Below are 22,401 nucleotides of genomic sequence, written 5' to 3' on the forward strand. Positions count from 1 at the left end.
AAAAAAATATAGCTTAAAATCTGTACTACTACTCTAAATGCAAATATTAGTAGAACTACATCCCAAGAAAAAAATCGAGAAACTGCTAAAGGAAATAAAAACTTTATCTCCATTTGATGGATTTGATATACCCGACTCACCTCTAGGTATACCATCACCTATGCCATCATTTGTAGCTTCGTTAATTAGATACTCTCTATCTCTAGATAAAAAAACAATAATTATAAACCAAAGACTATTAGACGTTAACGAATTATTTATTCGTTCATTGTCAATAACTGCTAAGATGTTAGATGTCCAGCTAGCTTTTACAAAAGGAGATAAACCAAAATATGGCAAAGAAGTGGGCTATTTGTCGTCAGATGATGCTGTAAATGTGGCAAAGGAATATGGTGTGAAAAGTGGAATGATGATAAGTTTAAGAAAAAACGAGAACGAAGTTATGGCTAGATTAGAGTCAAATGCTGATTTCTTCCTAGTTCTTAGGATGAAAAACGTAGATCAAATTAAGTATTATGGTTCAAAGCTTATTGATAGAGCAATCCCTTATTTAATAGTGATAACTGAAAAGAATAGAGAACTAGTAAAGAATCTTGATCAACCTTATTTCTTAGAGAATGAGATATTTTCAATTATCAAGTCGCTTGATAATTTGGGAGTAAAGGCAGTCTTAATTTCATCTCTAGGTGATTTGAGCTTCTTCGAAAGGCTATACTCAAAACTATGAAAGAATGGCAAAAGGTTGAGATTTAAGTCTGAAAAACTAACTTAACTGAGTACGAATTTGCTTTATAACGTTAAGAATTTCTTGAGCATGGTCTGGCATTTTATTTATTAAATCATTGAGCTCGAGGTACCAATAATTTTCCTTTTTAGCATCAATTAATTGCACATAAACTTTCCTTCTAGTTGCTATAACTTTCTTTACACATAAAGAACTTTTATTGCATTCTATAGAAACTTCTCTCTTATAGATTATTGTTAAAAGTTGTTCCAAATTACGTTTAATATCTTCATTTATATTTATCTTTTTACCTTCTACTAAAATTTCCTTTATCCCCTTGTTTTGTTTGTAGCAAATCTCCTGGGTGTTACAATTTTCACTCATTAATACTAAAGATTCGTATAATCTGTTTTCTATCGATGCAATATGGTAAATGAATGAATTTGCATCAATCTCATTTCCATCGTAAGTTATTCTATCCTTGTTTACTCTTATATAAAACGGTTTTTTCTTGTTTCCGCATCTTACACTTATCCTAACAGTCGTATTACTTCTACTTATGAAAATTACGATATTACCCACGGAAGCAACTAATTTCGAAGGTGAATAGGATTTTATTGTATACGCTGTACAAAAATTTTCGTAAGCGGCTTTCCTAATAACATTAAAAACTATAGTGTCAATATACGCTAATATCGCATGCATTCATTTACCCTAAAAGTAATTTTTTCAAACTCCTCTAAGGTAATGCTTGGTACGAAGATTCTCCAACTTTCGTCATTAAGTGAAGGCATACTCATTATTGCATTTAGAAGCTCCCTACAAGACTCTATAGAATCATCCCATTTCTCTTGATTTTCTATTACATAATCCTTGAGGAACATTAGAGCATATAATATCTTCCCTTTTCTCGCCAACTGTAAAGCTGTTTCCATCCAAAAGAGTTTATGAAAAATATGTATAAAAATGGTTAGCAATAATAAAAGGGCAAAATGAAAGAAGAATCTTACCAACTCCTTGAATATGTTATAGAACACAGTTTAGAAGGAACTTTTACTGCATTAGAAACGAGTAATGGAACGCAAATCGTTTTAGCTAAGGAAGATCCTCATACGTTAACTGCAATTCTCTGCATTGATGGAATAGCAAAAAGGATAACAAAGAGATTTACCAGAACCACTGTTCATAAGGCAATATATGAGCTAATTGATGAGATAGAGAATATGATATCGCAACCTATAGAGGAATTAAAGATTTCGCAAAGAGTTTCTTTCGAGAATTGTATAGAGGAAAGAGGAGAAGAAGAAAAATCAAAGAGAAGAAAGAGGGAAAGACCAAAACCACCTTCAATTGACGAATACAAGAGAATTGAAATACCGCAAAAACACATTATTCCTTTATTGCATTTAGGTGAGAAAAAGTATTTGTCTTTAACATTGGAATTAGGCGTGATAGATATTATGGAATTGCCGTCTTCCTCGCCAATCATCGTCGAAAGAAATCAAGTCACACCATATAAAATTAGAGAAATGAGAACAGTATATAACGTTCTTTCATTATTTAAACTAGATAGATTTAATACTTCGAATCCTTTCTCGATTATCAGTTTAAATGGAAAATCGTTGACTTTCTTTACTGCACTATACAACGATGTTGAGTTGTTAGGCCAGACTTCCGTCACTATGTTGCAGAGAAATCTAAAACTAGTAAGGCATGAAGTGACTATGTTCTCAGTAAGTAAAAAAGGTAGTTTACATACTGAAGAAGTTGAAATATTAAACAATAAAAATAGTTTAGATAGAAATAATGTCAAAGTCGGCTTATTCTTGAGAACTGATGATGGCAATATCGTTCAGATCGGTGATATAAATCTTGGAGAACTTCATGAGAAGAACGTATTTACGGTAAATGAATATATATATTCTTCATTATATATAATGAGAAATGAGGATTACTCGTTCTTTGATAACATATTAATGAAGTTACTAAACACTTACATTGCAAAGAGTAACTACTCTAGGTTGACTAAAGATATAATAGAGAGAGAAACTAACGTTAACTACTCGATACCTATAGTGATGAGAACCTTGACTAACCATATAGAACTAGCTAATCCAATCTTATATTGGTACTCTAAGGAGATTTTGAACAGTGACGAAATATGTACGAATTGTCCTATTACTGAATACGTCAACAAACTTAATGAATTCTTAAACAATTACGTAAAACTAGGATATTTTAAAAGCGTTTTTCTCTAGCAGAAATATACGCTACCAATAAGAACAAAAGTATAATAAATAAAAATAGTGCATAGTAGTCTACACTTACATCAATACTTTTTTCCTCAACTGATATGACGTTAGCAGGAATATATAAATTGCTTCCACCTTTTATTAATGGTATTATTAAAGTTACGTTTGTCGATGAATTAACCCAAACGATCCTTACGTATTCATAAGATGTTGTTGAGGGATATATTATGGGTAATGGAAGTGAAAATTGACCATTGGAATCAGTATGACCTTTATAATAAAGTTGCAAGTTTGATAGATTATCGCCAAGATATACGTAGAATTCTTGATTCGGAACAGCAGTAGCGTTATTTCCTAAAAGTTCAAACGTTAGAATGCTTTGTAATCCTATTATGAAATTTGGAGAAACAAAGAAAATTTTTGAGATACCATTATCGGTTCTCCATCCAATATAACTTATATTCGACCAAGGTATCGGTGTAGTAATGTTCAAATAGTATATCTTACTAGCGTTAATAATTTCATATAAACTTATATTGTTATTATTATCCAAAAACACTATACTCAGTAACCCTCCTCTAATAGCTGGCAAAGTGCTATTAATAATTTTAAAACTTGAGTTTGGTAATTTAATTTGTAATTCTCCATTATTTACCGAATATAACAGAGCATATACTTTTTGCGAGAGATCTGTTTTTGTCAAATTTAAATTGCTTCCTAAAAGTTCAATCCCGACATTACTTCCATTATAATACGTAAAGTTAACCGTTAAAATAAGATAATTCAATCGTGATATATTATAGAACTGAGCTACATAACTACCACCCACTAGCCCTTCTACTGTCTCGTACGTTGGAGTTATGTTAATAATTTTGGCAACTCCAAGTTTCCACGTTGGAGAGCTAACGATATCTGGTGATAAGTAAGTTTCTCCAGCTATCATTGGTTGACTTTCTAAACATTTAGGTGATGCGATGTAATATACGTAGGAAAAACCATAATTTTGAAACCAACCTGCATATTTCACCTCAGACCAAGGTATAGGCGTTATATAAACTACTCTAGTAATGTTGCCGTTCAATGAAACATAGACAACTGTTAAATTACCTTCTACATTTGAAAATTGAATTAAAAGAAAACCACTCACGCTAATTGGTAGATTATTTAGCACAATTCTCAAACTAGTGTTGGGAGTCTTAACTAATAATTGGCCAGAAGTTACAGAATAAATTAACACATACGGCTGTTGATTTGCTGGTTTTTTCAAATCTACGTGTCCAGCTAGTATTATAGCGCCTGCTTGAACTCCTGATAAATAGCTATACCTAGTTGAATAGTTGAAGATGTAATAATTAGAAAAATTTACTTCTTGTACGGCATAGCTATAAGAAGAACCTATTACTGACTCATAAGTCGTATTATGAATCACTATTGCAGTTCCGTTGGACCATAATGGACTGCTATAAACATTATTTCCGACTTGCTGGTAGGATAAAATCCTTACTATGTTAGGCGATATTATCAGTATCGAGAAAGATGAGGTTATTAATGTAGATAGGGAAAGTAATAATATTACGAATGCCAGTAGTGCTCTCATACTCTCATCCCTCTTCTTATCAATAGCACTAAAGATGCTATACTAAGGGATATTGAAGCATAGCTTACATATTCGATCTTTTCATCAGAAATCACTATAGTATACTTACCTGGAGGGAGAATTATTGATTGATTTACGATTTTTCCGTTAATAATTAAGCTCTCATGTATTGGAAGGTAAATTGAATAATTCGACTCTATAACTTCAGTAATTTCGCCAATCCCCATACTCGTTGTTATTTTAGGTTTATAATAGGATGAAAAGATTGATCTATTATCTACAGTTACTCTACCTCCTATTATGGTTAAGGTACTATTAGTAATAATCTCAATTGTATTGTTCTTTACCAGACCTTTTATTCCACTAATGTTCTCAATCTGCGTTGGAAATACTATTTCAATTTTTGATGGTGTCACGTTAGAGTAAACTATAAGACCTAGTGGTTTATCAAAGGGTGAATAAATTACTTTAACTGAAGAATTAGAGTAAATGTATGAAAACATTAATTGTGGAGTGTAGTTAGGTATAGCTGGAATTGGAAATCCAAAATATAGAGGATTCTCAATAACTCTTGAATTATATATGAAGTACTTAACGTTATAGGATATTAATTGGATAGGCTCTCCACTAGCAGTGAGGTTGAGATTATTAACTAATGTCGTAATTCCAAACCCATACTCCCCTGGTTTGGGTAAATTAGGCAGATTGTACGTATAAAACGTAGTATTTGCATAACCTGAAATTACGCCGTATGAAAAACTAGTAGTAGATAAAATAACTAGACCAGTAAGTAAGGTCAAGTAAAGGGCACTGATGTCTCTTAGGCTTCCAAATATTAAAATAGTAGCAAGGAGAATTAATGGTCCTGTATTTATTCCTAATATTTGTAGAATAAATGATATAAAAATCATATAAACTGTCTCAATATTTTTAAATCTCAATTGATATAAAAGAACAGACATTGAAACTAGAATAATTGAGATAAGAACTTCTATGTTAGATACGTTAAATGTAAATTTATCATAACCAAAGATTAAGAAGGGAATTAACCAAAACGCATTAACACCTAGGGCGTACAATAGGAAGTAATACCTACGGTATACTAATGGAATTACCAGAGTAGATATGAAGATCGGGATAGAAGATGCTGCAGTCAGCGTTACAATCGAATAGAGCACTTTATTCTTATTATATGTAAAGAATAAGGCTAAAGGTAGAAATGCGTATGAAAAAACTGAAATTGAGTGAGATACTATGGGATTAAATATATTTATCTGATACAGCACTGAGAAAAGTAGTGGATATTTCAAATTAAGTCTCTTAAATACATAATATGACGTTAAGCCGGATAAGAATGTAAAAATCCACAGAAATGCTTCCGCTGTTATTAAAGGGTTCTCTATGAGAAGTGCTAAAAGATAAGCAAAAAACCAGCCCGCGATTAAGTGCTGATTCGAATTATAACCTATTTCATATATCCAAGGTAAATATAAGTGCGAGAAATAAAATGAGTTTGCTGACCAGTAAATAAAGGAAGAATCTCTTGGGTACCCTAACATTATTGATGCAAAAGATGCGGGAACAAACGACAAATATGGGAGAATTTTTCTTAACGTAATTCTAGTAATTCTTTTGTCTTCAACAATTATCCCTATAACTCCAAACACTAGATAAAAGTATGATATCTGTGAAATCTGATTAGCTAATGCCCCATTATTTGGAAATATTATACCGGAATAGATTAAATATAAAATACCCGAAATGATTATAGCCCTTGGTTCACCTCCAAGTTTTATTAATAGGGGAATCAGTAATGCCAAAATAATTACTAAGAGGTAGAAATTATTTATAATTAAACCCGGCGCAAGGGTTATAAGAATTGAATAAATCCATTTGTTATTTTTACCAATAATTGAAATCAACACGAGAATAGATAATATAATCAGTTTTTGCAGCTGAATAGTAATAATATGTAATAAAAATAATGATGCGAATAGAACTGTTGGTACAATCAAGGATAGTTGAGATTCATAAAGGATAGACAAGGCGGAGGAAATAAAGAAGAACCCTATGAACGATTCGTATAATGGAAATTCAAAGATACCTATAATATTTACTATACTCAATATAATTGTTGCTATACGCTTATCCATATTTACCGCAATAATTATTTTCCCATATTATTATTAAGCTTAATTGTAACCTCGTTATTTGCTATTATTCCTAATACTTCTATCGATCTCATTACCTATTTCAACTGCCCTCTTATATGATGCCTCTATTGTCTCAATTAATGCTGACTTAACTCCCTTAGCTTCCATAACCATGAGTCCCCTTATTGTGGTGCCGGCTGGTGTAGTCACTTGATCACGTAATAGCATAGGATGATCTATTCTACCCTCTTTAAGCATAATTATAGTTCCACTTATCATATCTAAAACTGCATTGTAAGCTATCTCTCTTTGCATTCCACAAGCAACTGCACCTAAACTTAACGCATCTATAATTTCAGATATAAAAGCTGGACCACTGCCTACTAGTGCAGTCCAAATATCCAAGTATTCTTCTGGAAGCCAGTATACGTTACCTAGTGTCTTAAATATGTTCTCCACTAATTCTCTACTTTTCCCGTTATTCTCAGCAATTGCAGTAGTAGACTTATATACTATTGCATTAATGTTTGGCATGGCTCTATAAACCTCAGCATTATTAAGTAGAGTAGATAGTGTAGATAACTTAACCCCTGCCATTATTGAAATTACTACCTTACCTTTCCATGACTCTATGCCAACTTGCCTTAGAACAGTAGGAAAATGCTGAGGCTTAACGCTTAAGATTATTACGTCTGATTTATTAACTGCATAATTGTTATCCTTAGTAGTCTCTACCTCTAGATCTTTTACATTTCTTAAAGTCTCATCTTTTCTCGCAGTAGCAATTACGTGGATGCTAGGATATTTTAGCCTTATTGCCCTTACTATTGCAGAACCTATTTTACCAGCTCCTAATATGCCAATAGTTAAATCTTCCATAATTTTCAAAATGCTCTGGAACTTAAATATTCAGACGGGTAAGTTATCTTCACCACTCCATGTGGTCCCTTATCATCACACACTTTAAGATTTCTCAGCTAAAATTTTAAGCATATATCTAGCATTATCAAGCATCCAATGATTGTTATTAAAAAACACATAAACGTACTTAGGATTTAACGAGATTATTTTATCTGTCAACTCCTCTAGTTCCTTCTCAGAGTAATCGTAAGTGTACCAAACACCTCTTCCATGAAATCTTAGGTAAACGTAATCGTTATTCTTTATAATATACGTACCTATTGGTGAATCTATTGAGACAATTACACAATTAACATTAAAGGGCTTTAAGTACCATTCAATGTTCCTAAACTCAACGGCCATTTTATCCTTTAATACTTCAGCAAATTGAATTACTCTCTTCTCATTTTCTGAATTCCTCTTAAAAGTTGGTGGTAATTGAAACAAATAAAAGTCAGGATTCAATGAGTCAACTATTTGTTGAAACTCTTTCCAAGACTGAAAATCTTTTAGCCTTTTTACGTGAGTAATCTTCCTATTTACCTTTACTACCCATCTAATCTCCTTAAATTTACTCCACCTTTCAACCTGCTTTCTTGTAGGATATCGATAAAACGTCATATTAACCTCTACTGCGTTAAGCCCACTATTCTTAACATACCACTCTAATGTCTTATCTTCATTCCAGTCGTAGACCCAACCAGAGGTTCCAACAAAAACCTTCATAATACCTTTAATCCGCTTCCGGTTAAAACTAATACTGCATCGTTAACACTGAATTTCTTATAAGCAGCAAATACAGTGGCAGAACTATATTCTACTAGTAGTCCCATCTTAGCCAATTCCTTCCAAGCTTCTACTATTTCATCATCACTTACAACTATACATTCACTAGTGGCCTTTAACATATGATCCAATAGAAATGGTCTAGTTGACACTAGAGCGTCTGCAATTGAGGTAACCTTGTCTGGTGGCGTGTAAGAAATATTTTTGAATTTGGCACAAAGTGGCATAACTTGCTCTGTTTGCACTGCTACGATTTTAGGCATTTCCGATATGACACCGGAATCTAGTAAGTGCTTGAATCCCTTATAAACACCTAAAAGTAAAGTTCCTGCTGATACTGGAATGAAAACATAATTAGGAGTTTTCCAATCTAAATCCTTTGCTATTTCATATGCTAGAGATCTAATTCCATCCCTAAATTGAGGCTGTAAAACGTGTGATGCGTAGTAATAACCGGAGTTTTCTGCAGCTTTTGCCACATCTTCTCTACTCCCCCTTACTCTAACAACGTGAGCACCATAGGATTCTATCTGCTTAAGTTTTCCTCCTTTTGCCGTTTCAGGAACGAAAATGTATGCCTCAATACCAGCAGCTGCAGAATACGCAGCTATTGCTGATCCTGCATTTCCAGAAGAGTCTTCACTAATTTGTTTTACACCTTTTTCCGCAAGATAAGAGACCAGAGTCACTGCTCCTCTATCCTTGTACGACCCCGATGGATTTAAGAAGTCGAGTTTAAACCATATGTTCCCCTTTTTAATTAATGGAGTTCTTCCCTCTCCTAGGGATATGAAATGTTTGACGTAGGGGAAATTCTTTTCGCTATAGGGAAAACCTCTCTCAGAATTCTTATCAAATTCAAAATCTAACAGAATCTCGAATGGTCCTCCACATTTGTTACATTTAATCTCATATATACTTTCCCTTTCCTTTTTGCATTTCATACAAACCTCTTTTACCATACTACTAATCATGAATCTAAAGTATATAACAAGTTTGCTAGCTTTGATTATATAAAAACATAAGTTATACAATGGAGAATTAGTAGAATGGGACCTTCTAATGAAATATTTACCTCGCCAAAAAACGAGTTAACTGAAAAATACGTTATAGGCAGGATAAGTTAGATTTAATTAATTTCTTTGATGAAAACACATAGTTAAGTTATAAAAGTTTGTAGTCTAATGAAAACTTAACTACATCGTAATCTAATCTAACATAAGCTTTAACTACAAATTACTCTGCCACCCTTTAAACGCTTATTATCCCGTAACATTAAAGAATGTTTTACCATCAACTTGTATTTTTTTGAGTTTTATACCATATACGTTGGAAAGTAGATCGTCAGAAAGATCGCTAACTCCTCCTTCATATTCCAATTTTCCTTTATTGATCACGATAACTTTATCAGCATATCTTAAAGTTTCTAGCTCATGAGAAGTAATCAGAAAGGTCTTATGGTTAAACTTCTTTAAAATATTTAGCACAAAGAATTTATTTTTAACGTCAAAATTTGAAAGAGGTTCATCCATTATTACATTGTCTCCCTCAGCTAGAGCCTTTGTTACTAAGATTAGTTTTCTTTCTCCAGAGCTTAAGGTGGAGAAATCTCTCTCAAGAAACTTCTCCACATTTAACTCCTTTATGTATGATTCATAATTAGCCCTTTTTCTACCTGCTTTTAATACATCTAGAACTTTCATACTAGGAGAGAAAAATTCAGCTGGAACGTATGATATTTCACCATCGACTCTTATTTCACCATCATATTTTATCATCCCAATTATCGCTCTTAGCAATGTAGTCTTACCGCTTCCGTTTGGTCCTAAAATTACATTAATACCTTTTCCTGCATTAAAAGAAATACCTGACAAAATTAATTTGCCTCCTAATCTTACACTAATATTCCTTAACGTCAACATCTTTTCTCACCAATGCGAATATCATTATTGGAGCTCCCATGATTGAAAGAAGCGCAGTCAGAGGAATAAAATAACCAAATATACCATGAGATAAAATGTTACTTAGAATTAAGATTGTTGAACCTAATAGTGAGGAATACGTCACTAGCTGGCTTGTATTTCCTCCAATTAATCTCCTAATAATATGTGGAACTATTATGCCTAAAAATCCTATAATACCGGCTATTGAAACACAGTAAGCTACTACAAGACTTATGAATAATAGCCAGAAGACTCTCTGCTTATTAGGATTCACCCCTTGAGAATAACTAATCTCATCACTTATTGATAGTAAGTCTATCAATCTAGAATTTGATAGGCTAAAGTAAAGTAAGAGAATGGCAAATATTGACAATACTATGACATTAAACCAGCCAACTACGCTAATATCTCCCAAGAGCCAAAAGGTAAGTGGGGGTATTTGAGGATATTTAGCACTCATCACTGATAATATGACCGTTACTAGAGATGAGAAAATGAACGAGACTAAGACACCACCAATTACAAGACCAAGATATCCTGACTTCTTTCCAATAATTATGGTTATCAAGGTTGCTAGCGTTGCAGTGAAGAACGCTACCAAAGGTTGGAAGTATAATATCCATGAAAATGGCAAATTAAGCATCAGTAGTAAATACGTAAGAACTGCCCCAAAAGCCCCACCAGATGCTGTCCCACTTATATAGGGATCTACGAGTGGATTTCTCAATAACATTTGAAGAACTGCCCCAGATGTGGATAAGATTGCACCTATGAGAATTGCCACAGTTAAGGTAGGTAATCTTATGTCAAGCAATATATAAGCGTAAACTCCGCTAGGATGGAAAATCTCGCTAATCGGTATAGTAACATCACCATAGAGTAACCCAAGTAAAAATGAAATAATAAATCCTATAATTAAAAAAATACCACTTAAACGAACCATCTAAAACACCGGGAGAGTTACATTAAGATTGTTTATCACCCAATTGTCTGAAATGAAATGTGGTGCCTTTCCCTCAATTATGAGTTTAATAACTTGTATGGAATACACCGAAAGTGGTCCTGGTTCATTTAATAGGTTAGTTGCTAGATTTCCCATTATATAGACATTACTACTATTTATTCCCTTATATTGGGAAATTAAGTAGTTGGTGTAAGTTAAATTATATACTTCCTGCGCAATTACGACAGAGGGTTTTGTTATCAATAGTGGTGACGGGGTTAATAATGGATAGCCAGAGTAGTTCGCAAAAACGTTAATACCGCCCGCTTGAACAATTATGCTATTTATAAAAACGTTCCCACCAGCGGTGTAGAAACTTAAATCTGGGCATATCCATAATAAATAAGCTACGCTTGTATTCCCTGTAGTAGAGAAATCGCTTATTTTCTGATTCATCCAATCTATTAACTGTTGAGCTTTACTAGTTACATTAAAATACTCTCCTACTTTTAATATACAATTTTCTATCTGGGAATAGGTACTTGCAAAATCATTATTCGTAATTAAGACGTTAAGTCCAGCTTCTTTCATTTGGTCTATGTAACTTCCTATAAGCCCTTCTTCAACCACAATAACCGTTGGGTGTAATAGTAGTAGGCCGGAAATATTTGGAGGAGATATTTGAGAAAACACGGTAACGTTTGATGGCACATCCTTTGTGAGGTTAAGAGATTGCAATAACTGGTATGAATAGTAATCAATTCCCACTATATATTTACCTAAACCTAAACTTATTAGAATTTGTGTATCACTAGGTGCTAATGATATAATTCTGAAATTATTATTAAAAGTTACGGGTTGCGATGTAGAATAACTCTTATAATAATAGAAGACTGAAATTACACTCACTATTATAATTATAGCTACTATCGTACCAATCACTTTTACGTTTGGCATAATGTATGGATAGACTATCCAGACTATAAATTTTTTGGCTCAGCTAGAATAAGAAAATATTAAATTGAGGCTCATTCTATCAACTACCTTAATCGTATGATTAGAACTCCATAAAACAAATCAAGCAATTTTTCTAAATTCTTTCTAAAGTTTTCTAGGGTTATTTCTTCTACCTTTTTCCATAAACTTACTTATTAATGCACCAATAAAGTATAGGGTAGACAAGGTTACTCCTATTACTGTCTCTATTATGCCTCCAGTTGTACCTGGTGAAATTATCCATGCGATAATAAAGGATACTAGAACTCCCCATCTCCAATTTTTAAGCCACGTAATTGACTTTACAACTCCAATACCCGTTAAGCCGCCCATTATTAAGGGTAGTTCAAAAGATAATCCAGTAGCAATTAGTAACGTCATTACTGTACTTACAAAGGACCTTAGGCCTAAAGTTGGCTCCACTGCAGAACCTAAAGCAGTAGCATATAAGAGTATTATCCTTAACATTAAGGGAATAAGAAGAAAGTAAGCAAAGGCAGAACCTAAGGCAAACAATAAAAAGGCAGGAAATATTATACTCTTGAAAAGTTTCTTCTCATGTTCATATAATCCCGGAGCTACAAATGCCCAAATTTCCCTTACAATGATAGGGATTGTAGTAAATATTGCCAGATACAGGGAAATATAAAAGGATGCGAAAAGTGGATCGAACAAATTTATGATTATTAATTTCACGCCTTTAGGTAGCTCATTATATATGAAAAGCTGTGTCAGTTGTACAGATATACTATCAAATAGAGATGGGTATAAAACGGGAACTTCCGCTAAAACGTATTTAAGACCAAAGAATGGATAAGGTAAATATACTCTAACTAATTCTAAACCCAGCATAAAATATATCATAAAAGTTATTGCGAGAGCAATTAAAATTCTCCTTAATCTGTACGCCAATTCTCTTAAATGTTCTATTAAAGGTCTTTCTTCAAGCTTTGCAACCTCTCTAGTTCTTTCCGTCACTAGCTTTCAGCCTCTCCAATTCCTCTTGTAATCGTTTTATTTGAGCCTCTAATTCTTTAACTCTTTCTTGATTTGTAACCTTTACGTATTTGAAATTAGATCCAGTAAAAGGAGTGTTATTAATAGCCTCTACACTATTTAACTCCCTCATTAACTCGTTCTTAAATTCGTTTTGTCTTTTCCTTATTTCACCTAAAAACCTCCCTATTGACTTAGCGGTATTTCCAGCATTTTTATCTCCAGCCATCAACAGTATAAACACAACTACCACTACTAAAAAGTCACTTAAGTTGCTAATCATTCCTATCTCACCTAGGTAAAAAAAGTATTTATTATTTTATTGATTCTGCTTAGATTTCTTTAACTCCTCTAACTGTTTCTGTAATTCAGCTATTTGTTTCTCTAGGTCTTGAACATTAGGTTGCTGTTGTTGAACTAACGGTTGTTGAAGGTTCTGAGCTTGCATTTGCTGCAACTCCATTTCGGCCTCTACCCTACCCTTCTTGAACTCTCCAACAGCTCTCCCCATCGATCTAAATAGTTCTGGTATTTTGGATGCTCCAAAGAATAGTACAGCAATTACTACTAGTATTATGATCCAATCGTAAGGGTTCCCTAACATTTTCCCATCCTTATCAGAAAAGTCGAATTGTGAGATTAAAAACTTTGTTTCCATTCGAGTGGAAGGTTAAATAGTATTAAAATAATTCAAACCAATCCGATATTTCACATAATGAATCCAATATCTTTGCATCGTACTTTCTTGCCTCTTCTACATCTAGAGGAACACTACTCCTTACCACTATAATCTTACTTATTCCAGCTGAATAGTATGCCATTACATCATAGATTGTATCTCCTACTCCTACGCTTTCATTAGGATCTACATTTAATTTTTTAATTGCCTCTATTACCGGCATAGGATTAGGCTTTCCTAGTTTAACGTCATCTCCTGTAATTAGGACATCTGGTTCTACATTAATTACCTTTAAAACTTGAACAGCAGAGTTACGCATCGACGAGGTTACCACTGCAATAGGTATTTTGACATCTCTCAAACGATTTATTAGCCCCATTACGCAAGGTTTAGGTTTTGCCAAAGTTTTCACTAATTCGTTATAAATTTCGGTTTTTACAGAAGCCAATTTTTCCGCATGACTCTCTCCAATCAAAATCTTTGCTATGTCTATCGTTTTCCTACCGAGCAAATATCTAATATCCACTTTAACGTCATATCCTAGTTTTCGTAAAGCAATTTCCCAGGCTAATTTGTGAACTTCATCTGTATTCGCTAAAGTACCATCTAGGTCAAATATTACTGCTTTTCTCATAAGTTATAACCTTACTGGAAATATTAAAGTTTTAACACAGTAAGTCCTAAATATGAATAAAGAGTAGTATAGTTTAATGCAAGTAATAAGGAAACCAACTAGGATGCTTTCTGGCGTTACAATAGTATCGATAATGACTCACCCGCATTCTTGTCCGCATGGAAAGTGCATATTCTGTCCCGGAGGAGTAGATGTGGGTACCCCCCAAAGCTACTATGGTAGAGAACCCACTTTAATGAGGGCAATAGAAAACGATTACGATCCATTCCATCAAGTACAGTCAAGATTAAGACAATATGTTGAGAATGGACATACTCCAAGTAAAGTAGAGTTAATAATAATGGGCGGTACTTTCCTATCATTACCCATAGATTATCAAGATTGGTTTGTGACCTATGCATTAGAGGCTATGAATAGATTTCCTAGTTCTGATAAACCTTCTTTTGTGTATTTAGAAGATGCACAAGTGAAAAACGAAAAGGCAGGAGTACGTTGTGTAGGAATGACAATTGAAACGAAACCGGATTGGGCTAAGGAGTGGCACGCAGATCAAATGCTAAGATTAGGTGCAACCAAAGTTGAATTAGGAGTCCAAACTGTATACGATGACATTTTAAAGTTCACCAATAGGGGTCATACCGTAAAAGATTCCATAGAATCTACTAGAATACTGAAGGATTCAGGGTTCAAAGTGGTCTATCATGTAATGCTTGGTCTTCCTAAATCAGATCCTGATAAGGATCTGGAGGCATTTAAGACAATATTTTCTGATCCTAATTTTAGGCCGGATATGTTGAAAATATATCCTACCTTAGTGGTTGAAACTGCGCCGTTAGCGAATTTATGGAGAAGGGGATTATATAAGCCTTATGATACGGAGACTTTGGTTGAATTAATATCTGAAATGTATAGATATATTCCTAAATGGGTTAGAGTGATGAGAATACAAAGAGATATTCCTGCTAATGTAATCTTAGACGGTAACAAAAAGGGAAACTTAAGAGAATTGGTAGAGAAAAAGGTCTTAGAGAAAGGAATTAAGATTAATGAAATTAGATTTAGGGAAGTTGGGATGATGTGGCAACATAGGGGATTATTACCAGATGGTACTAAAATTCATCTTTACAAGGAAGTTTATGAAGCAAGTGAAGGTTCTGAAATTTTCCTGTCTTTTGAGGATGATAAAGAGATTTTAATAGGTTATTTACGATTAAGAATACCATCAAATGAGGCTCATAGGAAAGAGATAGATGGAAAGACGGCCATAGTAAGAGAACTTCATGTATACGGGATAGAAGTACCTATAGGAAGCTGGGATGAATTGGGTTTTCAACATAGAGGGTATGGAAGTAAGTTATTAAGCGAAGCTGAAAAGATTGCGAGAGAGGAATTCGATATGCGGAAAATTTCTGTTTTATCTGGAATAGGTGCTCGAGAATACTATGCTAAAAGAGGCTATGTAAAAGAAGGTCCTTATATGTCTAAGCAGTTGATTTAATACCGTAATAAAGGGAATTATTTGGCAATAAACTATTTACTCTATATAACTTATAGATTTTTGTAACGAAACCCTTGCTTTCCATTATTCGCTTTAATTCCCAAGGATAATAGAGTCTATAGAAACGTCTAACCTCTTTGCCGTTTATGAGACTTCTCTTAATTGTATACCTTCTTAAGAAGAAAAACTTTAGTTGTACCAACCATACAGTAACTAGTATGTCACCTTCATCTTTTAACACCCTATGAGCCTCCCTTAAGGCTTGAGACGGATCCCTTAAATGATGAAGAGACGCTATATAAGCTAAAGAATCAACTGATGAATCTCTAAATGGTAAATATTCCATATCTGCCTGTACTAAATTTTGACATCCTCTTTTACGAGCTTGATTTAATTGGTTTAGTGAAAGATCTAAGCAAATAACTAGTCTTCCCTTAAATTGGTCACAATTTTGACCTGATCCACAACCTACATCAACAATTTTATCTCCATTTATCAATTTGACATAAGGATTAGGCTTTCTTCTATACACTATATTATCATATGCATTTATTATATCTTGCTTTAGTATAATATCGCTCTTACCTTCATTCTTACGTATGGAGTTACACCTCCATGTTCCTCGTCAATAAATACCCCTCTATTCTCTCTAGTAACAGCATCAATTGTAACCAGTTCTTGAAGTGGAATCGCAATCTCCCTAAAGAATATTTGTCCTTGGCCTATTTTAACTACACTTCTCGGAGTTATTCTAATACTATTACGTATTAATTCCGAGTTCTTAACACCCATGGCAATGTACGCTCCTCTACTTTCATCAATTAGTTCATTAAGAGACCAGTCTCCTTGCTTTACTTCTAAGGAGAAATAATCTGGTTTTGGTAAAATGCCTCGCGCGTTTCCTGCTTCACCGTACTTTGAAGTAAGTGTTCCTAAATAATTTGTAATTATTCCATCTCCAATAATCTCTTTTTTCTTTGTTTTTACTCCCTCATCATCAAAGACTGAAAAGGATGAGGAGAATGAATTTAATGGATTATCATAAATTGTAATTTCACTTGATATTTTTTCATTTAATTTCAACTTAGGTGAGTTGCCATTTAAAAAATTCCTAAGAACGTAATGAAAAATGGAGGCTACTATTTCAGAATCTAATATGAAAGTTAGTCTGCCACTCTCAGTTAAGACTTGTCTAGATGGAGAAGTAAGTTGAGACTGACTTGCCCTTAAATATTCTACAATTGACGGTATATCTTTAGGGTCACCAGCATATGAGAAATTTAAATCGTTATACTTTACATAGTTTACTACTTTTTCTTCACGGCACTCCTTAACATCGTGAATTGAGATAGACTTTGAAATTTTCTTGCTTATAACTTTTAGTTGGTCATCTTCATTTAATTTAATATTAGTGAAGAGTCTGGAATACTTTTCCTTATTCATCCACGTCTTCACGGATTCATGATAAAAGTCTTCACAAATTTCAAACTCCTTTATTTTTTGACTACTCTCTAATTTGTTACCATCATAAACTATCCATTTACCACTAACTAAAGCTCGACTTAACGTATAAGATCTTTTATAATCAATGAGACTATATCCTTCAACTGAAAATTCAGCCTCTATCACTTCTTCAGAATATTTAACATCCTGGTGTAACATCTCAATATTATTTAAATTATATACCTCCCTTTTTAACTTTCTCACATAGTAAGATCATTTACATTTAACTAGCTAAAAGTAATTAGGCGTAATAGTTCCAAGCTTTAGTATAATTCTATATACAATAAAAAAGTTTACGTAAATTAAATATTACTCTTTTACATGCCCTATAATGAATACTTTTTATATTAGGAAAGTAAAATATAATATTATGGTGTGGGAGATCGTATTAACCACTGATAAGGGGTCTTTTACAGATTATGGGGGTTCCAGTGTATTAGGTTATGTAGCTTGCATGCCATCAAGACTGGTACCCAAATTCTTTATGGATAGATTCTTCACTCCAGATGTCCCAGTGGATTCTGAAGGAAGAGCAATAGTAGCACCATATGCTCTTAGAAAAGTAGAAAGTACGCTTGTTCATGCGGGATTCGATAGCGTTGCAGTAATACCCCCGCATAGACTAGAGAAGGCAATAAACCAGAAGACTAAAGTAGTAGGATTAACAGTTCATGATCCCTTTGGCTTAAATCCAGTTAGCTTTAAGCTAAGTATGATATTTGGAGGTGGTCCTACATGGACAGCCAAATATTTCGAAGAATTTGGAGAAAAGATCTCGAAGCTTAAGTCAAAGTATAATTTTAAAGTAATAGTGGGTGGGCCAGGGAGCTGGGAGTTAACCAAGGAGAATACGGATTGGGCAGATGTTATATTCATAGGAGAAGCTGAAGCAGATTTACCACGAGTTGTAAAATCCATAATTGATGGACAAGAAGTTCCTAAAGTTGTCTATGGCAAGAATCCAAAGGTAAATGAAATACCACCAATAATAAATCCTGCAAGACTAGGGGAAGTTCAGATAACCAGAGGATGTCCAAGAGGATGTCAATTCTGTCCAATAACTCCTGAAACCTTTAGAACGATACCATTAGATGTTGTGAAGAAGGAAGTTGAAGTCAACATGAGGGCTGGTATAAAGAGGGTTGAATTCATAACTGATGATGTTCTACTATACGGTTCACAGAAGTTGAGGGTAAATCACGAAGCTATTACAAAATTATTCACCGAAACCATGAATATGGGAGTAGATGGGATATGGTTTCCACATATCTCTGCCCCAGCTGTTAGAAGTAGTCCACAAACAGTAAAGGCTATGTCTGAGATTGCAAGATATAATGAGGATAGAGCTGCTGCTCCAGTGGTTGGACTAGAGAGTGGAAGTGAGAAGATACTAAGTAAGTACATGAGAGCAAAGCCCTTCCCTTGGACTCCTAGAGAGTGGAAAGATGTCATACTTGATGCAACTGCGATAATGAACGATAATTACATCTATCCTTGTTACACTATGACAATAGGTTATCCAGAGGAGACAAATGAAGATGTTGATCAATCAATTGATTTAGTTCAGTCCATAATTGATCATAAACTTAAAGCGTGGATATTCCCATTGCCGGTCATACCTATGGGAGTTTCTTATATAAGAAATAATCCATATCCAGTGTTAGAAAAAATGCCCACCAGATATTGGGATCTACTATACATATCGTGGAAATACGATTTACAGATAACGAGAGAGATGATACCAATTCTCACTGGAGGTATCAAGAACAAATTCGCTCAAAGGACTGTCCAATACATGATAGACAAAATATTCGACAGCATTGAATGGGTATTTAAACAACTAAAAGAGACACAAGGGAAATATGCGTACACTTTCGCAAGCATCAATCTCAATAACACTACGGGAGTGATAAAGGCGATCTACTGGTTATTCAGATTAGCCTTTAAACCTCTTTGATCTTTTCTACAATTGCATCAGAAATGTTTTTCCAGACAATTTTATAACCTAGATAATCTATAACGTCAACTATATAATTTCCATATTTGTTAACTAATGAAGAAAGTTGCGTATTTGAGAAATCTTCCTTTTTTAGCTCTTCTATAAACGTTTTCTTTATAGCGTAATTTTTAAGTACTATATAATCAGGTCTTTGCATCAACTTGCTTCTAACTATCTTCTCATCAACATTATATTTGGCAGACAGTTCCTTAATCAAGATAATATCGTCATTAACATCACTTAAGTCGATATCCTCGTTAACATTTGCTTGAAAGCGTCTTAAAGCTGAATACAGTTTACCTATATCAATTTTTTTCTTAAATTTTATTACATTTAAAATATCCGGAATGTAATTTTCGTAAGAAAGCTCTTCATTCAAGAGAACTAAAATCGGATATTTAAAGTTTCTCAGTTTCTCTATCTTAGAATTTACATATTCTTTAGTCCAAAATCCCATTATCTCTACATACACTTTGATATTACCTTTACTGAGTACAAAATCCGGAAAATAAAGCCTTTTTTCTATCACTATAGGTTCTGGTTCCCTTACTATATTCCAATCCCTTATGACCCTTCTGAACTCCTCGTAAAATTTTTCCTCAATTGAACTATCAAACCTCTTTTCCATCTCTTCATCATTAATATACTTAAAGAGTTTAGAATAGCCGCTCGAGAGTTCCAGTCTATAGGTTCTTCTTTTACTTTTGCCTAAAACTATATCAGCTATAATAGTCCACTTATTCTTAGAGACTAAAAACGGTACTAATGCAGCTAAATTTCTCCCATATTTCTCTGTCATCTTTACTAGGGACAATGGACCAAAAATCTCTATTCTAAGCGGATTTTCATATGCTAAATACATTAATCCTAGCATTTTTATTCTTCTCGCGATTTCTTTCCAGCCATCACTAACGGAAACTGTAACCTTATACGCGTTGAAAATAATGGTTTGCAAAAGGGAAAGATTATATATTTTTAATAGATCTTCTGGAGAAAATTTAGGGAGTTCCACTATTTTCTTTTCAACGTCAAGGTCTTCATACATCGCCTTTATTGGATCAACGTGAAAAAGGTCACTGATCTCTTTTAATACTCTCTCCTTATCATTCTCATCTAATACTGGACCCCTACTAAATAATTGCCTACGCAATTCTATATAATCAATCTTAGTCGCACTTTCAACCGTACAATATCTTAGATAAATTTTCCCTAATCCCTTGACAAGTTTATAATCATATATTTTAGATAAATATTTTAGGTCTTCTAGAATATCACCAACTTTTGCTCCTATTTTAAACATGTCAATGACTTCCTTTGCTACATCTATGTCAGAATCTGTAGCAAATAGTGGAATTATCCTCTGATTTTCTATCTTAAACCTCGCTAGATCAGAGGTTAGCATTTTGTCTTCGCCTTTTACTTAAATTATAATCACTAGTACCTTTAGTTATTATTTCTATCAATCTAGCTTTTTTATTCTCTTTCTTCCTTAAGATTCTACCTAACCTCTGTATGAATTGCCTAGAGGTTCCATAACCTCCTAGAACTATACCAATAGAAGCATCTGGAACATCAATACCTTCATCGAGGACACTAGAAGTCACTATTACATTGTATTTTCCGGATCTAAATTTCTCCAGAATCTCTATCCTTTCCTGCTTATTCGTCTTGTATGTAACTGCAGGAATTAAGAATAGTCTTGATATCTCGTATGCCATTGACGTATTTCTAGTAAATATTATAATTTTCTCACCATTTAGCTCCTTGAGCAAGTCTTTAAGCTTCTCTAACTTTGCCTTGGAATTTACAGCTATCTTAAGAGCTTCATGCCATGCTAATAATGCCTCTCTAGCTTCCTTATCCTTAACTGCTAGCCTAACTAGCCTATTGAAATCATTCAACGACTTTAACTTAAGATTACGTTGAGATAAAAATTTCCTTAGGATTCCTCTATAGTGCCTATATAATTTCTCTTCATCTTCAGTGAGATTTACGTATATACGTTGAGTTTCAAAACTTGAAAGATATTTTCCGACTAGGTTAGAAACTGTAATCCTATATACTACGGGCCCAACGAGTGATGGATACAGTTTGTGTCTTCCGTCACTTCTTTCTGGCGTAGCAGTCAAACCTAATCTATATGGGGCAGCTAAACCTTGAGCTATTATGGAATATCCTTCTGAAGGTAGATGATGAACCTCATCAAAAATTACTAATCCAAACTTATTTCCTATTTTCTCTAGCTGAGTGTACGCTGAATCATACGTAATTACGGTTATTCCCTTAAGTTCATCATATCCTCCCCCTACCCTCCCCGCCTCAGCTCCAAGTAACTCTCTTATATTTTCATACCATTGCTGTAATAAATCGATTGTAGGCACTATTATTAGTGTAGCAAGCCTAATCAGAGCTATGGCCTTCAATCCTATTACAGTTTTTCCACCTCCAGTGGGAATCACTATTATCCCTAGCTTACTCTTTAACCATGCATTCAAAGCCTCTTGCTGATATTCCCTTAATCTTATTCGATCTACAATCAAAGGAAAAGGTAATAACTCTAGAACGCTATCCTCAACTTCAACGTGAGACCTCTTGTAGTAAGAAAGGACTTCTCGATACCTGTTTGCTTGGCCTATATAGCACTTAAACTCATCATTCCAAGTTAAACCGGGAGCTGAAAAATCGGATAGTAATAAACCTTTAAAGTATCGTAATCGTACCACGATATAATGAATAGTTTTCGCAGTTATAAAGGGAGATGTTTAGAAATGTTTAAATATGATTATACTATACCTTAT

General features: G+C 33.8%; 22 protein-coding genes and 1 pseudogene. 5 read left to right on the forward strand and 18 right to left on the reverse strand.

Annotated elements, in window-relative coordinates:
* The first annotated feature begins 37 nt into the window (after nt 1–37).
* Nucleotides 38–727: a hypothetical protein gene (locus J5U23_RS14215; protein ID WP_218258728.1), complete on the forward strand. Its 690-nt coding sequence runs from the start codon at nt 38–40 to the stop codon at nt 725–727.
* A 36-nt stretch (nt 728–763) separates the two neighbouring features.
* On the opposite strand, the gene J5U23_RS14220 is transcribed toward J5U23_RS14215, so the two are convergent.
* Nucleotides 764–1,429 carry a hypothetical protein gene (locus J5U23_RS14220; protein WP_218266453.1) on the reverse strand — a complete coding sequence of 222 codons (666 nt, stop codon included), beginning with the start codon at nt 1,427–1,429 and terminating at the stop codon, nt 764–766.
* Nucleotides 1,414–1,701 carry a hypothetical protein gene (locus tag J5U23_RS14225; protein WP_218258730.1) on the reverse strand — a complete coding sequence of 96 codons (288 nt, stop codon included), beginning with the start codon at nt 1,699–1,701 and terminating at the stop codon, nt 1,414–1,416. Before J5U23_RS14225 ends, J5U23_RS14220 begins: the two co-directional genes overlap by 16 nt.
* 15 nt (nt 1,702–1,716) lie before the next feature.
* On the opposite strand from J5U23_RS14225, the gene J5U23_RS14230 reads away from it, so the two are divergent.
* Nucleotides 1,717–2,982 carry a hypothetical protein gene (locus tag J5U23_RS14230; RefSeq protein WP_218266454.1) on the forward strand — a complete coding sequence of 422 codons (1,266 nt, stop codon included), beginning with the start codon at nt 1,717–1,719 and terminating at the stop codon, nt 2,980–2,982.
* Here the strand turns inward: J5U23_RS14230 and J5U23_RS14235 are convergent.
* The 5 genes from J5U23_RS14235 to J5U23_RS14255 form a co-directional block, all read right to left on the reverse strand.
* A complete protein-coding gene (locus J5U23_RS14235) occupies nt 2,963–4,573 on the reverse strand; it encodes a hypothetical protein (protein WP_218266455.1) in 1,611 nt (536 codons plus the stop codon). The two genes, J5U23_RS14230 and J5U23_RS14235, sit on opposite strands and share 20 nt — an antisense overlap.
* Nucleotides 4,570–6,726: a hypothetical protein gene (locus J5U23_RS14240; RefSeq protein WP_218266456.1), complete on the reverse strand. Its 2,157-nt coding sequence runs from the start codon at nt 6,724–6,726 to the stop codon at nt 4,570–4,572. The genes J5U23_RS14235 and J5U23_RS14240 overlap by 4 nt, the downstream gene beginning before the upstream one ends.
* Nucleotides 6,727–6,780: 54 nt before the next feature.
* Nucleotides 6,781–7,605 carry a pyrroline-5-carboxylate reductase gene (gene proC, locus J5U23_RS14245; RefSeq protein ID WP_218266457.1) on the reverse strand — a complete coding sequence of 275 codons (825 nt, stop codon included), beginning with the start codon at nt 7,603–7,605 and terminating at the stop codon, nt 6,781–6,783.
* 84 nt (nt 7,606–7,689) lie between these two features.
* Complete coding sequence (locus tag J5U23_RS14250) at nt 7,690–8,352, reverse strand: DUF72 domain-containing protein (RefSeq protein ID WP_218266458.1); 663 nt, start codon at nt 8,350–8,352, stop codon at nt 7,690–7,692.
* Nucleotides 8,349–9,374: a pyridoxal-phosphate dependent enzyme gene (locus J5U23_RS14255; RefSeq protein WP_218266459.1), complete on the reverse strand. Its 1,026-nt coding sequence runs from the start codon at nt 9,372–9,374 to the stop codon at nt 8,349–8,351. Before J5U23_RS14255 ends, J5U23_RS14250 begins: the two co-directional genes overlap by 4 nt.
* 64 nt (nt 9,375–9,438) lie before the next feature.
* Between J5U23_RS14255 and J5U23_RS15945 the strand changes: the two are divergent.
* A pseudogene (locus tag J5U23_RS15945) lies at nt 9,439–9,539 on the forward strand (phosphate ABC transporter ATP-binding protein); the annotation flags it as partial.
* 135 nt (nt 9,540–9,674) lie between these two features.
* Here J5U23_RS15945 and J5U23_RS14260 read toward each other — a convergent pair.
* The 7 genes from J5U23_RS14260 to J5U23_RS14290 all read right to left on the reverse strand — a co-directional run bounded on the left by J5U23_RS14260 (nt 9,675) and on the right by J5U23_RS14290 (nt 14,603).
* Nucleotides 9,675–10,334 carry an ABC transporter ATP-binding protein gene (locus tag J5U23_RS14260; protein WP_218258737.1) on the reverse strand — a complete coding sequence of 220 codons (660 nt, stop codon included), beginning with the start codon at nt 10,332–10,334 and terminating at the stop codon, nt 9,675–9,677.
* The gene (locus J5U23_RS14265) at nt 10,312–11,298 is read right to left on the reverse strand and encodes a FecCD family ABC transporter permease (RefSeq protein WP_218266460.1); all 987 of its coding nucleotides are present in this window, start codon (nt 11,296–11,298) and stop codon (nt 10,312–10,314) included. Before J5U23_RS14265 ends, J5U23_RS14260 begins: the two co-directional genes overlap by 23 nt.
* The gene (locus tag J5U23_RS14270; protein ID WP_218266461.1) at nt 11,299–12,255 is read right to left on the reverse strand and encodes an ABC transporter substrate-binding protein; all 957 of its coding nucleotides are present in this window, start codon (nt 12,253–12,255) and stop codon (nt 11,299–11,301) included.
* Between the two features lie 144 nt (nt 12,256–12,399).
* Nucleotides 12,400–13,272, reverse strand: a complete 873-nt coding sequence (gene tatC, locus J5U23_RS14275) for a twin-arginine translocase subunit TatC (protein WP_218266462.1) — start codon at nt 13,270–13,272, stop codon at nt 12,400–12,402.
* Complete coding sequence (locus J5U23_RS14280; protein ID WP_218266463.1) at nt 13,256–13,573, reverse strand: twin-arginine translocase TatA/TatE family subunit; 318 nt, start codon at nt 13,571–13,573, stop codon at nt 13,256–13,258. The genes tatC and J5U23_RS14280 overlap by 17 nt, the downstream gene beginning before the upstream one ends.
* Before the next feature lie 36 nt (nt 13,574–13,609).
* Nucleotides 13,610–13,894 (reverse strand): twin-arginine translocase TatA/TatE family subunit, encoded by a 285-nt coding sequence (locus J5U23_RS14285; protein WP_218267556.1) that lies wholly within the window; start codon nt 13,892–13,894, stop codon nt 13,610–13,612.
* Between the two features lie 76 nt (nt 13,895–13,970).
* Entirely contained in the window at nt 13,971–14,603 is a 633-nt protein-coding gene (locus tag J5U23_RS14290; protein ID WP_218266464.1) for an HAD family hydrolase, read from the reverse strand.
* A gap of 76 nt (nt 14,604–14,679) precedes the next feature.
* Here J5U23_RS14290 and J5U23_RS14295 point away from each other — a divergent pair, with 76 nt between their 5' ends.
* Nucleotides 14,680–16,101: a tRNA uridine(34) 5-carboxymethylaminomethyl modification radical SAM/GNAT enzyme Elp3 gene (locus tag J5U23_RS14295; RefSeq protein ID WP_218266465.1), complete on the forward strand. Its 1,422-nt coding sequence runs from the start codon at nt 14,680–14,682 to the stop codon at nt 16,099–16,101.
* Here the strand turns inward: J5U23_RS14295 and J5U23_RS14300 are convergent.
* Both J5U23_RS14300 and J5U23_RS14305 read right to left on the reverse strand, forming a co-directional pair.
* Entirely contained in the window at nt 16,085–16,633 is a 549-nt protein-coding gene (locus J5U23_RS14300) for a class I SAM-dependent methyltransferase (RefSeq protein ID WP_218258744.1), read from the reverse strand. The two genes, J5U23_RS14295 and J5U23_RS14300, sit on opposite strands and share 17 nt — an antisense overlap.
* A gap of 32 nt (nt 16,634–16,665) precedes the next feature.
* Nucleotides 16,666–17,808: a metallopeptidase TldD-related protein gene (locus J5U23_RS14305; RefSeq protein WP_218266466.1), complete on the reverse strand. Its 1,143-nt coding sequence runs from the start codon at nt 17,806–17,808 to the stop codon at nt 16,666–16,668.
* A 127-nt stretch (nt 17,809–17,935) separates the two neighbouring features.
* On the opposite strand from J5U23_RS14305, the gene J5U23_RS14310 reads away from it, so the two are divergent.
* On the forward strand, nt 17,936–19,561 hold the full coding sequence (locus tag J5U23_RS14310) for a B12-binding domain-containing radical SAM protein (protein WP_218266467.1): 1,626 nt from the start codon (nt 17,936–17,938) through the stop codon (nt 19,559–19,561).
* On the opposite strand, the gene J5U23_RS14315 is transcribed toward J5U23_RS14310, so the two are convergent.
* Entirely contained in the window at nt 19,548–21,005 is a 1,458-nt protein-coding gene (locus tag J5U23_RS14315; protein WP_218266468.1) for a DUF790 family protein, read from the reverse strand. The two genes, J5U23_RS14310 and J5U23_RS14315, sit on opposite strands and share 14 nt — an antisense overlap.
* A complete protein-coding gene (locus tag J5U23_RS14320) occupies nt 20,992–22,326 on the reverse strand; it encodes a DEAD/DEAH box helicase family protein (RefSeq protein ID WP_218266469.1) in 1,335 nt (444 codons plus the stop codon). The genes J5U23_RS14315 and J5U23_RS14320 overlap by 14 nt, the downstream gene beginning before the upstream one ends.
* Between the last annotated feature and the right edge of the window lie 75 nt (nt 22,327–22,401).

It is taken from the genome of Saccharolobus shibatae B12 (genome assembly GCF_019175345.1).
GTDB classification, from domain to species: Archaea; Thermoproteota; Thermoprotei_A; order Sulfolobales; family Sulfolobaceae; genus Saccharolobus; species Saccharolobus shibatae.

Excerpts from the sequence above, each read along its gene's own strand:
- J5U23_RS14215 (WP_218258728.1), top strand. The coding sequence starts at position 38 with ATGCAAATATTAGTAGAACTACATCCCAAGAAAAAAATCGAGAAACTG.
- J5U23_RS14220 (WP_218266453.1), bottom strand. The coding sequence starts at position 1,429 with ATGCATGCGATATTAGCGTATATTGACACTATAGTTTTTAATGTTATT.
- J5U23_RS14230 (WP_218266454.1), top strand. The coding sequence starts at position 1,717 with ATGAAAGAAGAATCTTACCAACTCCTTGAATATGTTATAGAACACAGT.
- J5U23_RS14235 (WP_218266455.1), bottom strand. The coding sequence starts at position 4,573 with ATGAGAGCACTACTGGCATTCGTAATATTATTACTTTCCCTATCTACA.
- J5U23_RS14240 (WP_218266456.1), bottom strand. The coding sequence starts at position 6,726 with ATGGATAAGCGTATAGCAACAATTATATTGAGTATAGTAAATATTATA.
- proC (WP_218266457.1), bottom strand. The coding sequence starts at position 7,605 with ATGGAAGATTTAACTATTGGCATATTAGGAGCTGGTAAAATAGGTTCT.
- J5U23_RS14250 (WP_218266458.1), bottom strand. The coding sequence starts at position 8,352 with ATGAAGGTTTTTGTTGGAACCTCTGGTTGGGTCTACGACTGGAATGAA.
- J5U23_RS14255 (WP_218266459.1), bottom strand. The coding sequence starts at position 9,374 with ATGGTAAAAGAGGTTTGTATGAAATGCAAAAAGGAAAGGGAAAGTATA.
- J5U23_RS14260 (WP_218258737.1), bottom strand. The coding sequence starts at position 10,334 with ATGTTGACGTTAAGGAATATTAGTGTAAGATTAGGAGGCAAATTAATT.
- J5U23_RS14265 (WP_218266460.1), bottom strand. The coding sequence starts at position 11,298 with ATGGTTCGTTTAAGTGGTATTTTTTTAATTATAGGATTTATTATTTCA.
- J5U23_RS14270 (WP_218266461.1), bottom strand. The coding sequence starts at position 12,255 with ATGCCAAACGTAAAAGTGATTGGTACGATAGTAGCTATAATTATAATA.
- J5U23_RS14280 (WP_218266463.1), bottom strand. The coding sequence starts at position 13,573 with ATGATTAGCAACTTAAGTGACTTTTTAGTAGTGGTAGTTGTGTTTATA.
- J5U23_RS14285 (WP_218267556.1), bottom strand. The coding sequence starts at position 13,894 with ATGTTAGGGAACCCTTACGATTGGATCATAATACTAGTAGTAATTGCT.
- J5U23_RS14290 (WP_218266464.1), bottom strand. The coding sequence starts at position 14,603 with ATGAGAAAAGCAGTAATATTTGACCTAGATGGTACTTTAGCGAATACA.
- J5U23_RS14295 (WP_218266465.1), top strand. The coding sequence starts at position 14,680 with ATGCAAGTAATAAGGAAACCAACTAGGATGCTTTCTGGCGTTACAATA.
- J5U23_RS14310 (WP_218266467.1), top strand. The coding sequence starts at position 17,936 with ATGAATACTTTTTATATTAGGAAAGTAAAATATAATATTATGGTGTGG.
- J5U23_RS14315 (WP_218266468.1), bottom strand. The coding sequence starts at position 21,005 with ATGCTAACCTCTGATCTAGCGAGGTTTAAGATAGAAAATCAGAGGATA.